Genomic DNA, 14,846 nt, shown 5'->3' with positions numbered 1-14,846 from the left:
AGAGGAAAGCATCATGACGCCTGATCCCATGCCGAAGAAAACACGCAGGAAGAAGCACCACGCAGACCGTTTCCGCGGATCGAAATTATTCGTTGAACGATGGTCAAACGCCAAGGCTGCCCACGTGGCATATTTGACGGGAAAAGGTGCATCCTCAACTGAGATCGCCAATATCTTGAACGATGGCGTGCATTCGGCGACCATCCGAGCAATGTGGCGGCGGTGGCGTTTGCCAATGACACCGACAGGCGGCCGGCATGTCGCGACCGTTCCGGTTCCACTCATGGCGCGCGAGCGAACGCTCCTTACCCAACGGGCCAAAAAGCTCAGCATCGCCCCTGAGGAGTATCTGCGCCGGATTTCAGTCTGCGCGCTGTCGGATGATTTGTACGCGGCGGTGACCGATGGCCGGTATAACGATTAGACTCATCACTTATTTGGAAGGATACTATCGAGGTCTCAAGAGCGTGTTTGAGGAACGAATACAACTCCGCCTGATTTCCAACGCGTCATCCGACAGCTTGCAGAGATTAGCGAGAAATAGTGCCTCGATATTGTAGTTATAGGCCAGAACCTGAGATGGTGACCGGATAGGAATGAGCTGAAGGAGCGCCCACTTAATCGAAGCCAAGCCAGCCATCTTCTCTGTATTAAAAGTTTCATCCCTGGTCACGTCGTCTGTTTTGATAGATAGGCCGCCGATTGTCCTAGCGGCCGCGAGAGCTAGCAATGGGCCCTTCTCGCCCTCACCATCGGGTCCAAAACCTCTATTTTTTGCCACCGGAGTGGAGAAACTAATGCGTAGGCAAATGAAACGTATGGGAAAGCGGCATATTCTCAGTGTCTGCCAAAATACCTGCAATGAAAATGACTTTTGGAAGAAGACTCTCGCCGTAAACCCCAATTCTCGGATGAATATCAATACGAACTGTTAAGGTATCCGGCCTCGAACTTCGGTCTTCCCAACCATGTATAATTTTGCTTCCATAGTATCCAAGACCATGATCATGCATCATTTTCCCATCGTTGACGGCGTATTCATATAACCGAACTTCGAACGCTCCGTTTTCATCAGCAAGCCCAATGCTATTGATTTGATAGTCTCGTCGGTTCCAGTTGACGCAGCGAACTTCTACAGTGGCTCCGGCGAGGCGAGTCACACGAAATGTCGGGTCCGCATCACCAAGAGCGAAGTCCGTCTGGCGTTTTGCCTCGCTAGCTTGCTTAAGAAGCGGCGGCAACGTAAGACCCGCCGCGATCAGAGCTCCCATCGCGGCGAAGTAACCGCTCAAGGCGGAAATCCATTCTCGCAAGCAATCAGGCCCGTCGCAAAGATTCTGACTGAATACTGTCGGTCCTATCAACAACACTGCGGTGAACGATCCCATTCCCCAAAACGCTAGTCTTTGGATCATCGAGTTCCAAGCTTTATTGGACATGTTTGCTCCCACGGTTACCAACGCGTAGATTTCCATAACAATGATTCTTGAGGAATAACTAGTGGGATGCTCTATCCAATTGTTCGCTTGGCCGCATATGTGCGAAAGAGCAATCCCCAGCCCGCGAGATATCCAACATAGAGAACGTGCTGCTTGGTGATAAGGATAAGGGTGAGAAGCTGCATCCTGCTTGGCCGATCGGCCTCCTGAAAGATGACGACGGAATGCGGCGCTGCCTCGCATCTTGGTGCATATGTGAGATGCGTGTTTGGCACGCAAAGAAGGAATGTCAGCGACGCTGCTGGTCATATGCTACCTTCCGCCGGCGGCGTGACCGGGGCGCTGAGATCATCGCATTCAACTTGAATGAAGCCCTTGTAGAAGTTTGGTGAGCACATTTCGAACGTTTGAGCTTACCAGTTGCTCCGTCACGTTGAGATCTTGCATAGAATCTTGAAATGTGTGTTTCCTTGCAGGGAAACAAAAGCGAGCAATAGGGTCTCATGACACCTCAACTTAACCTCGAATATTTCCATCCTGAGCAACTGAAACTTGATCTTGAGAATCCACGGTTTGGTTTGACAACGGCTGCCAACGAGCAGGACGCGCTAGAGATCCTGCTTAGGCGGGCCAATCTAACAGAACTCTTTGATTCCATTTCGAAAAAGGGTTTCGAGCGCTTCGAGCCACTCGTGGCATTCGAGAATGTTGCCGGCGAGCGGATCGTAGTCGAAGGCAATCGGAGACTCGCAGCAGCAAAATTGTTGTTGGACCCGGAGCGGGTAGAGTCCCATTTTTCTAAGCGAATTCCAGCTCTACCGGAGGAATTCCGCGAATCTGTCGAAAATCTCCCAGTTTACCTCGTGCCTGATCGTTCCTATGCGGATGATTATATTGGATTTAAACATATCAATGGCGCATCCACATGGGGATCATTAGCCAAGGCAAAATTCAGTGTTCGATTTTTTGAATCGCTGCTCAAAACAGAAGGCGCCGATGCTGCAATTGATGAAATGTCAAAGAGACTGGGCGATAGCCGTAATATGTTGCTTAGAACCTTGGTCGCATACAAAGTTTTCGAGCAGGCCCGAAACAATGGGTTCATTGATGAAGAAATTTTGGCCACTAACGCGTTGGATTTTTCTCACCTTTACACAATGTTGCCGAACCCCGACACCCGGAAATACTTGGGGCTTGGGTTAAAAGCACTTACGCCGCTCAATGTAGTTGAAAATCCTATACCGCATGCTCATCTCGACAAGCTACGCTACCTATGTCTGTGGTTGTTTGGATACAAGGACCGGAAAAGCGTCATTGTCAGTCAGGGACAGGACCGACCTAAATTACAGAAGATTCTTTCAAGTTCTGATGCCACCATTACTTTGGAGTGGACCGGTGACTTTGAACGAGCTTCTGACGAAGCAGGGTTTGCAACAGACAAGTGGCTGCAAGAGGTCAATCTTTTGGAGTCGAAGGCAAAAAAGGTGAACGATGCAGTAGCGTCGTTGCCTGCGGATATGAGTGATGAAGACTTTGCTAATTCACTAAGTAAGCTGAACCTGACGCGTCGGCATGCGCAATTTGCGTACACCAGCCTTGGGCAAATCCAACAAGAAAAGAAGCTGGGACTTCAGGTGGATCTGTTTAGTTCGGTCAACAACAAGGTCGATGATGCCAACGATTGAATTTTCGCCTGTTGTTTCCCATGAAAATATCGAGGAAATCAGTGTAGTTGCAGAGTGCATAGCATGGTTCAACGGCATTTTTACTCTTGAGGATCTTGAATGGGATGACGACCAACTTGCATCGAATTATGCCACCGCGCAGACCGCGAACGGCCTTTATGAATATTACATCGAAGAACGAAATATAGCTGTTGACGAGGCTAAGGAACAGATCACCAGTGATTTGATCAAATTATTAACAGCCCGGCATAACGATCTCGGACGTCATTCGCCATTTTCTATTGAAATAGATGACACGCTCGTGTTGCGCCGAAAGGCAGAAAAGGATCTGACATCACCTGGCATTGCTTACATTTTTATGTCGTTGTTCTACCTGTATGATTCCGAAAACAATCTCATTTCGCTCGTCGGAGAATACGACGAGCGTTTTTATCAGCGGCAGTTCAGTCGCCAGTTCGCAAAATTATTCGAAATTATATCGGCCTACGCGTTGTCTGGACGGGGTGAGATACGCACCCAGCGATTAGGCGATTCGCGAAGTTCAAAAGAACTACTGGTCCGATTGGCGGAGTTTGCACAGTTTTGCGGTAGCGGCGAAACTAGGACGGAAAACCAGTTACTCGCAAGCCAGATTGGTGCAAACGATGGGGGCGTTGACGTTCTTGGAATTCAAACGTTGAACGGAATTGCCACAAATGATAGCCAGATTTTCTTGGTCGGAGCCACTATTCAGCAAGACCAGCGCCGGAACAAGATCATGGGTGACCAGCAGATACAACGTTTCCGAGGTTTCTTTACAACCTTCCCAAACGCGGCTGTCACAGGAGTAATGGCTGTTCCGTTCCCCGCTAGCATCGCAGAATCCGAAACCTGCAACAGTGCAAACTGTATATACATGGCGCGGAATGACATTTTGGCACGGCTCGGGACTGCACTCCATAATTTCGACAGCCACAAGCCTTTTCAGACAGCAATGCATGATCAGTTGATGGCTATTGCACGTCCACTGCAAAAAGCTCTGCAGGTGAGGATGCCGACGGGGGTTATTTCTCGTTTTGAATTGGCAGAATGAGCAACTCTGAGGTGGTGCGCTTCTTTTGCAATGAATAATTTACAGCAAGTTTGGCGAGATCGAATCCGCGATAGATCTCCCTTATGAGATCACAATCGTCGTATGTTATTACCCAGTTGGTAAGCTGAGCTTGTTTTATAAATTCCGCTAATTCGCGATGGGCTGCTTCATTCATTGTGTCCATATACAGACGGGCACCCGCTTTGACATAGGGCGGATCGATAAAGACCAATGATGACGCAGCTTCCGGATTATCAGCCCAACCCCGCAAAAATACTAGGCCATCCTCATTCGACAGCTGTATTCTATCTCGGAGATTCGAAATATTCTCGATTTTTTGAATTGTCGTCTCTAGATAAAGACGCGCGTCGAGTTTCCACGTCCCGATTTGTTCATACCCGCCTATCGGTCCTGCACCGAGGATGATTCCCGATCGATTGGTGCGGTTCAAGAAGAATGTAGCAAAACCTAACTCAAAGGCATCTGCATCAGCGGGATGTTTTACTAAATCAGCGCATTCACGCCAACTCTCGATGTTGAGACGTGTTTCGCGTAGCTTCCTACAAAACCGTTCAGTTTGAAAAAGCAGCGCTTGCCAGGCGCAATAAATCCGCCGGTCTGCGTCGTTCAAAACAATCCTGTGGACTTTATTCTCGAGCAAGAGGTGAACCGCCGAACCCGCTCCGCCAGCGTAGGGTTCGACATAAACCTTTTCATCGGCCTGCATCTGAGTGAGACGCGAGGCCAAAAAATCTGCAAAAAAACCTTTGCCTCCTGGATACCGAAAGGGGGTTGTCGACGTGGTGCTCGTACGTCGTCTCTCGATTTCTACCTCGTGAAGCAAACTAATCCCCTTTTTGTGTGTTATATTCACTGAACGCTTACATGCCTATCAAAATCGGACCAATTATAACCGTCCTTGCCATCGGTCCCCAGCCAATAGTCCCCTTGCGGCGCTCAATCGATGCTTCGATCATTCATTTTCTTCGTATGGCGTTCAAAACAGACCTGCCAATTTTATGCCCCCAAGTGCGAATGCTCCCCAGAATAAGGCTTTCATAAGCGTAATGACAACACTCGGCCGGTTCGGATCTGCATTGAGCTCGTTGAAGTTGGGGACGTACTTCAGATAAGTACTGTCTTCGTGCGGTTGCTCCGCAGTGTTTGGGTCGAACGCAATATTGCGTTGAGTTTTCATTCGATTTCCAAAAGCGTGGGTTGCCTCGAAAGGTTCAAGCTCCACTCCATATCTGTTGGACACTGCCGATTTTGACAAGATCACCTCACGTTCCAGATCGGAAATTGGCCCGATCTGAGCAATTGGCTTGATGATCCGGACCTTCTCGACGGGGCGAGGCACGCCGTTTTCTTCCAGCAGGGAAATAAGAGCCTCCCCAACCCCGAGGGCAGTGATTTCCGCCTTGACGTCAACACCCTTGTTCGGTCGAAACGCGTTGACGGCCGCCTTGACGTTCCGCTGTTCGCTGGGTGTGTATGCGCGCAACGCGTGCTGCACGCGGTTGCCGAGCTGCGCCAGGACCGTATCGGGTACGTCCGCCGGGGATTGCGTCACGAAATACACGCCGACACCCTTAGACCGCACCAGGCGCACGAGTTGCTCGATACTCTGGACGAGCGGGCGCTGGGCATCACGAAACAAAAGGTGAGCCTCGTCAAAGAAGAAAACAAGCTTCGGTTTGTCCAGGTCACCGGCCTCCGGCAAACGCCGGAACAGCTCAGTGAGCAGCCAGAGGAGGAAGGTGGCATACAGTTTCGGCGCTTCCATCAATTGGTCCGCATGCAGCAGATTGATCATCCCCTTGCCGGCGGTGTCGGTCCGGATGAAATCAAGGATATCGAACGGAGGCTCGCCGAAGAGGTTGGCGCCGCCTTGCGCCTCGAGCGCAAGCAAATTGCGCTGGATGGCTGAAATCGACGCTGCGGTGACATTCCCGTGCTGCTTGCAGACATCCTCGCGATTGTCCAGCATATCGGACAGGGACCAGCGGAGATCGTCGAGCGTGAGGAGATACGACTGTTCCTTCTCCGCAATCCGGAATGCGATCTCGATCGCTCCCTGCTGCGTCTCATTCAACCCGAGCATGCGGGATATCAATTGCGCGCCCATTTCCTGCACACTGGTGCGGATCGGCATGCCATGCCGCCCGAAAATGTCCCAAAACGCTGCAGGATATGCGGTGGTGATCCCGGAAAGGTCTCCCTTCACATCCGCAGCGAACACGGGAACGCCATTGCGGGAGAATTCCTCGGCCATGCGCTGCAGGGTGACGGATTTGCCCGTGCCTGTTGCGCCGGTCACGAGGCCGTGCCGGTTTGCGAACTTCAGCGGAAGATTGATTGCGGTGCCGTCGAACGTAATACCGAGATCGAGTTTCATTGCATATCCCCTTATCCTAAGCGACTTGCACCATTGCTCGTAGGAACATCAACATGCGAGGATCCTCACATCCCAGAAAATCTGAGCGTTCAAGAAAATAGGAGGATTTGAAATTAACTTCACCAAGATTTCGAGGTGAGTATTCCAGAAGTTGTCCAAGTGCGATCTGCTCCTTTTCAAACGCCGCCTGTAAGCGTTCACTCCCCTCACTCGGATCCTGCTCGATCGCAATATCGACCTCGGCAAGCGAGGCTTGATGGTTGTCGATGAGGATGGAAAGTTGACTGCTTGTTGGCCGGTTTGCCGTTGTAGATCGCCAATCCATTTGTCTTGGCGCCAAGTTTTGAATGTCTTCAGCGATGGCCTCTGCGATCCAATCATTATCGAGGAGGCTTTGGCAGAGGCCGCGAAACAGGGACGGAGGAAGGCCTTGTTTCATGACTGCTGCAGCAAAGGTTGGAAATTCCGACGCATAGGAAGATTGCGATATTTCCTGTGGCCATTGTGCTCGGTCCTTCGCGAAATCACGGGCAAGCTGTTGATCTAATACCGCTGCACCAAAGGTTTGAGACTCTGTTTTTACAAATGAAATAATTTGGCCGCGCTTTGCTTGGGTATCATCGTTCACAGGGAACCTCCTGACGAATATCTGTTGAAATTGTTGGTGAAGTTCTCCAGAGCGTCTCCGTTGGTCCGTCCCGACGGATGCCGCCTACACGCTTCCAATATAGTTGGTTGCGCTTGCTGGGGCTCGGCCTTGGAGGCCGGCCCAACCTCGACACCAATCATGCTGCACCGCCGGGATTCTTTGAATTCCATTCAGCCCAAGCCGCACGCTGCAATTCTCTGTGCACGGCGTGTGCGAAGCGATCGATCTCCAGCAGGATCTGTCGCCGCTCTACTCCTTTGATCTGAAGTTGGCCGTAGAGCCGATTACATGTCATTTTCCAGAATCGGCCCGCTGCGTGGCCGTTTTTGCTAGATAGGCACCTTGCAGTTTCGCGAATGAAAAAGAGTTGCCGGTCCACAGGAAACGGGACGACACGGCATTCGTGTTGGAAAAAGTCCATTTGATCACTCTCCATGAGCTTTTCCGATTTGGTGTTGCTGTAATGAAGTTCCAAAACTTGAGCCAAGTGTGACAACCCGAGGCCCGGGGCCCTTGGCCCCCGGGGCCGCGACGTCAGGCAGCACGTTCCCAACAGGAGTGGGAGGCTGGACAAACTCGTTACTTGGCACACGAGTGTCGCCAATTATAATATTACCTACTTGCGACACTGCTGTGCCACGACGCCGGTACCAGGTTCGACGCGACATCTGTTCGGCTTCCCATGGACGGCTATGCATCAACGATTGAGCGTCAACCGATTTACGATCACGCTGCCCTTCGGCGCGTCGTTTTTCTCGTTGACGCTCTCGATCGCGTTTCTGCTTGTGAGCCTTTGCAAATTGTTTTCGCTGCGATGCGGGTACGTCACAGGCTCCGATCGTATTCAGCCCGAGCTCCTCCCGTTCGACGTAGGTAACCCCGAGCATCTCAGCAGCGTCGTCAGCCCGCTGGCAATAACGGCGACCTTCAGTCTCTTCGATAATGGCCTCAATGGCCTCAGCCAATGTCCATGGCGCCCATCGCTTGCACCACTCAAACATATCCTGTCTGCTGAGCGCCAATGCGGCCGCACGAATAAACGATGTTGCGACGTCCGTTCGAGGTAAAAATTGACCGTACCTGCTACTGATAACCCTCTCAATCTCCCGTAGACGCAGAATTCGAACGGAAAATGAGTTTGTTTTGACCAGTTTCTCTTTCCAGACACACTTGCCAATCGTGATGGCGCTCTTGGTAACCCTTATGTTTCCCAGCTGGCCCGTCGGAATGTTGTTTATATGCGAGACCATCACATCGCCCTCGCATGGATCAGCCGGGCTTCTCGAATAGCCTGTTCAGCCTCCTCCGCAGTCAGGCTAAAGCGGGTTCTCAGGTTCGGCGTGATGGACGCAGGCTGCCTCTTCTGAGAAGCCAGCCAGCGGGCAGCAGCATTTACGCCGGTTGTCTCATCGTAGTTGGCTATGGTATTAGCGTTTTGGTTCATGGAATTTTCCTGTGCGGGAAGTTTTAAGACTGTGGCTCGGCAGTGTTGGCGCACTGACCGAGCTTTTTGATTCCGCCAGTGGTTCTGGCGGAATATTGCGATACAGCATTGCACCGCCGCTTAACCGAATACCCGTCGGCTCCAGCCTCATTAAGCAAAGCTCAATATTGGACAGTTTGTTTGGTCCCCATATGCGAGTAAATTCGCTCGAATTCGGGACGAGAGACAGGGCCACGCTCGCATTCGGCACATCAGAGGTATCCAACCACTGCGTGTTACACTTCTCCATCCGGTGAAGAGACTGTTTACATGCCTTCGAGCAAGTCGTTTGCGCACCTCGCAATTTATGGAACGGCCCATCGCACACGGCGCATTTTGCAGGGAGTATCGTCACGCTGCGCGCTCCATAAAGAAGCGAATCAGTTGGCCACGCTCGGCCACCCAACGCCCACCCACCTTCTTTGCAGGCAATTGACTGGTCGACAGTAAATGGAAGGTCTGCCGTTCCGTCCGACCAATGAGTTTGGCGATTTCTGATACCTCCCAAAGAAGGTCCATGGGTTCGACTTCGGGTGTCATGTTGCACTCCATAGTTTCGCATTTCGAGGGATATAGCGACTCGCTACTTTTTAACCATAGCGACTCCGTATACTTGCATCAAGTGGAAAATATACGTAATCGCTACTATCAATTACGGAGACTGAAATGGCGCGCCCCAAATACCCAAGCGATAAGCAAGATCAGTTTATGCTTCGACTCCCCGACGGCCTTAGAGATCGCATCAAGGCATCCGCAGATGCCCAAGGTAGATCGATGAATGCTGAAATCGTGCTTGTTCTGGAGCGCGAGTTTCCCGATCCATGGTCAGTGACGTCGGGATTGAAAGTCCCAATGGAAGGCGAACTTGCCACGAGCGGGGGCGTCGAGAGAATGGAAGTCCGCGAGCTCATGGGCAGATACTTGAACGCAGTTTTGCAAGAAAACGAAACGCTTAAGAGGGCTGGGGCGCTTTCGCATAGTGTTATTTATTACTTGGCGTACGCCCTTCAAAAGGCGGCCGAAGGTGATAATTCAGAACTCGAGCACCAGATCGAGCGCGCCAAGCGAGAACCGAAATTCATCCAGAATCTGCTCTCAACCGACACAAAATTTAACGAGGACTAAATGTCCATCCGCAAGCGTAACTGGACGAATGCCAAGGGCGAAGAGAAAACTGCCTGGGTTGTCGATTATACCGATACCAAAGGCACGCGCCGGCTGAAGACGTTCAGATTGAAAAAAGAGGCTGATGTTTTTGCGTCCACAGCAAGCGTGGAAGTTCGTGAAGGCGTCCATGTCGCCGACAGCGCCAGCGCGACGGTCAAAGAGGCCGGCGAACTATGGATCAAACGCGCAGAAAAGAATGGGCTGGAGCGCGGTACCATCATTCAATACCGGCAACACCTCGACCTGCATATCAATCATTTTCTCGGATCCACATTGCTTTCGCGCCTGACCGTGCCGGTGATCAGATCCTTTGAGGATGACATGATGGAGCAAGGCCGATCCTCGTCCATGGTACGCAAGGTGCTAGTCAGCCTTGGTTCTCTCCTAGCCGATGCGCAAGAACGCGGATTGGTCATTCGGAACGCGGCAAGGGAAAAAGGCCGCGCACGTCAGAAGGGCAAGGACAGACGCCTAGAGAAACGCCAGAGGGGCAAGCCGCGCATTGGGGTGGATATTCCCTCGCGCGAAGAGATAAAAGCCATCATAGACGCTCTGGAAGGCAAATGGAGACCATTGCTTCTAACCGCGATATTCACCGGCCTACGCGCTTCTGAAATCCGCGGCCTGCGTTGGGTGGATGTGGATGTTGAAAAGCGGGAAATTCACGTACGGCAGCGCGCTGACAGGTTCAATCAAATCGGCCGGCCGAAATCGGAAGCCGGAGAGAGGACGATACCTATTCCGCCGTTGGTGGCCAATACGTTGAAGGCGTGGCGGCTTTCATGTCCCCGCCCCCGAACTGGACAAAAGGATTCGAAGGGAAAGCATCTCACCGACGAGATACGGCCTGAACAGCTTGTATTCCCAAACAGTCTGGGCAAGGTCGAGTCCCTATCGAAAATCATGCAGCTCGGTTTCTCTCCAGCACAAGTTTCTGCCGGCGTCACCACCAATACCGGCGAGATCGACAAGGACGGAAATCCGGTCTTGAGATCGAAATACACAGGGTTTCATGCGATCAGGCATTTCTATGCGTCTTGGTGTATCAACCGCCGGGAGGATGGAGGGCTGTCACTGCCTCCGAAGATGGTCCAAGAACGGCTCGGCCACTCGTCCATTACACTGACAATGGATACCTATGGCCACCTCTTCCCACGCCACGATGATGCAGCAGAATTAGCCGCCGCAGAGCTAGCTCTTTTAAAATGAACGCGACATAGACGCGACATACGGCCATAACTACTTGATTTTAAATCAGTTAAATAATCTTCCTAATCTGTAGGCCGCTGGTTCGAATCCAGTCGGAATCACCATAAAATCAATAACTTAAATAGTCTCACGTTCCAGCGTTCCTCACGCGTTCCTATTCGGGGGTTCCCGAGCCGGTCTTTGGCTGGCGATGCGCAACGCGCAAATCAGCCAAAAACGAGGTTTTCAACATTTTTCCAGTCGGACTACATGGCCGTTGTGATGCTGGGGTGGCTCACGTGATGTTGCGGGTGTTCAAAAGCCGAAAAAACTTACCCGCATGCTTTAAGGAACCGCACACGCATGGTACCTACGGCAAAGATAGTGTGAAATGGAACAGTCGCAACAATGCGGATATTGATAGTCACGGGAATAGTATTCCTCCAGATCGGTTTCGTATATTTTACGTTATGGGGCATCGCATCCAATTTACGACGTTGGGTGGGAGAGATAGAGGCGATTGCTGGGGCTATCTGTGTCTTCGCCGTGGCATCTCTTCTTATATTCTGGCTGTCATGGAGCATACCTCAATATCAAGCGATATTTCGAGTAGGCGTTTCGCTTTGCCTTCTATTCTGGGCGACTACCGCATTATTACACGGCAGTGAACGGATCAGTCTGGTACTGCCATTCGCAATAGCAGCTATCGTTTCAACCGGCCTTTTCCTCATTGTTCACGGGGCCGATCATTCAGGCGCCTCTCCTATGCGAGTGGCGGCAAAAATTTTCACCCACGAATTACCCGGCGATAACGAAATACCTATGGTGTTCGCAGATGCAATTCTGAAGGGCCATGTGCCATCACCTTTTTACGGCGACTGGTTGTCAAGTGACAGACCGCCATTGCAAACAGGGATGTATTTACTGAGTCCGGTGGTTTCAATTGTTGGAAACAAGGGGCTCGGATATCAAGCACTGGCTATTGCAGTGCAAATGTTTGTGCTGATTGGCGTGTGGTGTCTGGCGCGAGCAATGAATTCGACGAGAGCTGCGGCGGCTTTAGCAATGATCGCTGTAACCTTTACCCCGATCGCAATTGTCAATGGCGTATTTGTATGGCCAAAGCTTCTAGCAGCCGGATTTGTCGCCGTGGCGTTTGCCCTGCACTTTTATGGAAAACGCACGACTGTTATCGACGGCACAGTAGTCGGAACGTCATGCGCGATGGCATTGCTCTCGCACGGGTCAGCAATTTTCACGCTCCTAGGAATGTTCATCGCGGCTCTGTTGATGCGAAGACTTGGCAATCTTAAATATATTGCCTCGGCGGTTCTGTGTGTTGTGGTGCTTTATTCGCCGTGGTTGGCCTATCAGCAATTTGTAGATCCCCCTGGGGATCGGCTGGTAAAATGGCACTTCGCCGGCGTCGGCATTGAAGGTGTTGACAACCGGCCGTTGTCAACAGCGTTAAAGGACGCATATGCCGACGTAACCTTGACTGGGTGGGTGCACGGGCGCGAACAAGCCTTCTGGCGATCGTTCATGGGGCTGAAGGATAGCTACGCAGGCACACTTAGCGCTGCCCAATCTCTTTTTATTCAGCAAGATGGACAAGCCTCTGCCAAGCTTGCCACGGTTCGCTCTCAGCAGTTTTATGGCGTCGTCATTGCTGGTGGTTTGCTAGGACTTGCCTTCATGCTTATCCCGCTCGGGTTGCTGGACAATAGCTTACGGCCCCTTTGTCTAGTAATCGCTCTTAACTTCATAATTTGGTGGGCCGTACTATATGATCCGTTGGGAGCGATAGTGCATCAGGGCAGTTATTTCCCGGAGATCGCCATTGTTGCCGGCTTTGTGGTGTTCTTAGCACGACGTTGGCCAAGGATTGCGGTAAGTGCCGTCGGGGCTCAAGTTGCTCTAACTGCTTTTCAATTTTCAATGTGAACAGAGAACGAAACGGTTGACCCGACACCGAAAAGAACTGGCGGCAAGCCCCTTGCAGTGGTCGACTGCATCCAACTAAGCTTAGCCAAAGTCATTCCAGCCTTGGGCTTTTGGCATTTTGCGCTTCAAAACCGTGCCGTAAACGCCGAGCGTCTGGTCCGCGATGTTCAGCCAGCCGGCGAAGGAAGGCGGTCAATGAGGGCATGATGGAGCAACTTCGCCATCTCCGAAGTCTGCGCATGCACAATACACCCGGCCTGCCCATCGGCCAGTTCGCCATCCGCAAGAGGCCCATCATGGCCGCAACAGACGAATTCAACATCACCACAAATCTACAATTTAGGCAGTAACACGTTCCCCACACTTGTGTTTGAGCGTTTCCAAGACGTTCATTGGCCGAGATGAATAATCCGCCGATCAACTGCAACATACCAAAGCACTTACGACGAAAGAGTGCGTCTGTCTGTAATACTGTAATTCCTGATGCCGTTAGCGGACAACATCACCAAATGTCGTTCGCTTCTGCCTGCTGGCATAATTCCAAAGAATAGGGGATCTGATGGTGACTTGCCGTGTTTCCATCGTGGTGAACAGGCATGATAGCCCCTTCAACGAGACACCTGCTCACTGCTTCACTCCAAGCCTCAAGACGATCCTGACCACGCTGAAAATTGTGAATGGTTACTGGTATCCACCCCAATACCACTATGACGGCCACGCCCCGGACAATTGAACTCGCGCTGAATATCAGCCAGACCAGCATCCAGGACATGAGAACAAGTGGAAAAAAGAAATATCGCGGACCATTACCGACAGGGGATATCATCTCTATCGGCACCCGCAGCAACGAACTGCCTATCGTCGCGCCAAGAGCTAGCCCAAGCAGGACATAAGCGAACCGCGTATCAGATTGAACTGCCAATACACCAAAAAGCAGCAAGGCCGCCGTTCCTAGAGCTACTGACAATTCCATCCAAGTCGAGGCAACAAAACTCATACCACCAAAGAACACTGAAATTGCTGGTATAATGTCGGCTAGTTCGATGTTCTCGGTTTTGGCAGGGTCCCCGATCATCACGTAATACAATTGAATAACAACGCCCACGGCAACAAGCAAAAAGGATAGTCCGTCTTCGCGCCACCGTTTGGTTAAGACGGCTCTGAGTGCGAACAAAGGAAGGAGTATTATGCATGTCGGTGAGGACAGCGAGCCAATCAGGATAAATGTGTAGCGCAGTATCAGAGCTTCGCCCGGGCGCCATATGAGTGCTAGAAACAGCAAGCACGTTGTCCACCAGAATGTGTATTGAGGCAGTGCATAGACCTCGGCGTTCATTGGAAGAATTACCATCATGACAGCGCAGAGTATCCGGCCTCGCAGATATGTGGGGGACGCCGCAACTGCCGCAACACATGCAGCTTGGGCAGCGATACCGATGATAGTAGAAATTACGGGGTAATGTTCGAATGAAATGAACAGTGCGATGTATGTGATAAGTCTGGAGGGAAGAATTAAATAACCATTAACTGGCTCAAATATAGCCATGAATCCACGCTCAATCACCTGCGGTATAATAAATAGACCATCTTCGTTCCATACTTCAGGAAATGAGATTTGATCGGGCCTTCGTAACGCAATAGTTATCGCAGCGATGAAAAGTACCAAGAAATAACGATGTTTAACTGCAGGCATAAAATAATTGGAAACGGCTTTAGTATAATTCACCATATCACCCGTATTGGAACCACTGAGCATTGTTGAATATAGATTTGCGATAAAAATAGAAGCGCAATAATGCGGAAAACTTCATAAAAATGACC

14 protein-coding genes and 1 pseudogene are annotated in these 14,846 nt (G+C 51.1%); 7 read left to right on the top strand and 8 right to left on the bottom strand.

The genetic code is table 11. The features are described from left to right. The first annotated feature begins 13 nt into the window (after positions 1-13). A complete protein-coding gene (locus ACZ25R_RS23590) occupies positions 14-424 on the top strand; it encodes a hypothetical protein (RefSeq protein WP_472462383.1) in 411 nt (136 codons plus the stop codon). A gap of 370 nt (positions 425-794) precedes the next feature. Here the strand turns inward: ACZ25R_RS23590 and ACZ25R_RS23585 are convergent, their stop codons facing one another. Then, positions 795-1,748 (bottom strand): hypothetical protein, encoded by a 954-nt coding sequence (locus ACZ25R_RS23585; RefSeq protein ID WP_472462382.1) that lies wholly within the window; start codon positions 1,746-1,748, stop codon positions 795-797. Positions 1,749-1,942: 194 nt separating this feature from the next. On the opposite strand from ACZ25R_RS23585, the gene ACZ25R_RS23580 reads away from it, so the two are divergent. Continuing rightward, positions 1,943-3,124, top strand: a complete 1,182-nt coding sequence (locus ACZ25R_RS23580) for a ParB/Srx family N-terminal domain-containing protein (RefSeq protein WP_472462381.1) — start codon at positions 1,943-1,945, stop codon at positions 3,122-3,124. Next, positions 3,111-4,196, top strand: a complete 1,086-nt coding sequence (locus ACZ25R_RS23575; protein WP_472462380.1) for a hypothetical protein — start codon at positions 3,111-3,113, stop codon at positions 4,194-4,196. The genes ACZ25R_RS23580 and ACZ25R_RS23575 overlap by 14 nt, the downstream gene beginning before the upstream one ends. Here ACZ25R_RS23575 and ACZ25R_RS23570 read toward each other — a convergent pair. From ACZ25R_RS23570 to ACZ25R_RS23545, 6 genes are all read right to left on the bottom strand, one after another. Next, positions 4,168-5,070, bottom strand: a complete 903-nt coding sequence (locus ACZ25R_RS23570; RefSeq protein ID WP_472462379.1) for a DNA adenine methylase — start codon at positions 5,068-5,070, stop codon at positions 4,168-4,170. The genes ACZ25R_RS23575 and ACZ25R_RS23570 overlap by 29 nt on opposite strands. Positions 5,071-5,193: 123 nt before the next feature. After that, on the bottom strand, positions 5,194-6,594 hold the full coding sequence (locus ACZ25R_RS23565) for a helicase HerA-like domain-containing protein (RefSeq protein ID WP_472462378.1): 1,401 nt from the start codon (positions 6,592-6,594) through the stop codon (positions 5,194-5,196). Between the two features lie 16 nt (positions 6,595-6,610). Beyond that, on the bottom strand, positions 6,611-7,222 hold the full coding sequence (locus ACZ25R_RS23560) for a hypothetical protein (protein WP_472462377.1): 612 nt from the start codon (positions 7,220-7,222) through the stop codon (positions 6,611-6,613). A gap of 157 nt (positions 7,223-7,379) precedes the next feature. Next, a complete protein-coding gene (locus ACZ25R_RS23555; RefSeq protein ID WP_472462376.1) occupies positions 7,380-7,730 on the bottom strand; it encodes a DUF6074 family protein in 351 nt (116 codons plus the stop codon). Positions 7,731-8,492: 762 nt separating this feature from the next. After that, positions 8,493-8,687, bottom strand: a complete 195-nt coding sequence (locus ACZ25R_RS23550) for a hypothetical protein (RefSeq protein WP_472462375.1) — start codon at positions 8,685-8,687, stop codon at positions 8,493-8,495. Positions 8,688-9,077: 390 nt separating this feature from the next. Beyond that, positions 9,078-9,266 (bottom strand): DNA-binding protein, encoded by a 189-nt coding sequence (locus ACZ25R_RS23545; protein WP_472462374.1) that lies wholly within the window; start codon positions 9,264-9,266, stop codon positions 9,078-9,080. Between the two features lie 126 nt (positions 9,267-9,392). On the opposite strand from ACZ25R_RS23545, the gene ACZ25R_RS23540 reads away from it, so the two are divergent. The 4 genes and pseudogenes from ACZ25R_RS23540 to ACZ25R_RS23525 all read left to right on the top strand — a co-directional run. Beyond that, a complete protein-coding gene (locus tag ACZ25R_RS23540; protein ID WP_472462373.1) occupies positions 9,393-9,851 on the top strand; it encodes an Arc family DNA-binding protein in 459 nt (152 codons plus the stop codon). Beyond that, a complete protein-coding gene (locus ACZ25R_RS23535) occupies positions 9,852-11,102 on the top strand; it encodes a tyrosine-type recombinase/integrase (protein WP_472462372.1) in 1,251 nt (416 codons plus the stop codon). 387 nt (positions 11,103-11,489) lie between these two features. Continuing rightward, positions 11,490-13,025, top strand: a complete 1,536-nt coding sequence (locus tag ACZ25R_RS23530; protein WP_472462371.1) for a hypothetical protein — start codon at positions 11,490-11,492, stop codon at positions 13,023-13,025. Positions 13,026-13,216: 191 nt separating this feature from the next. Next, a pseudogene (locus tag ACZ25R_RS23525) lies at positions 13,217-13,351 on the top strand (amidohydrolase); the annotation flags it as partial. 176 nt (positions 13,352-13,527) lie between these two features. Here ACZ25R_RS23525 and ACZ25R_RS23520 read toward each other — a convergent pair. Beyond that, on the bottom strand, positions 13,528-14,751 hold the full coding sequence (locus ACZ25R_RS23520; RefSeq protein ID WP_472462370.1) for a hypothetical protein: 1,224 nt from the start codon (positions 14,749-14,751) through the stop codon (positions 13,528-13,530). Positions 14,752-14,846 lie beyond the last annotated feature (95 nt).

The sequence above is a fragment of the Phyllobacterium sp. RCAM01083 genome (genome assembly GCF_055685835.1).
The sequence above is the reverse complement of the archived record's forward strand: the minus strand, read 5'-3'. Positions and strand labels throughout refer to the sequence as shown.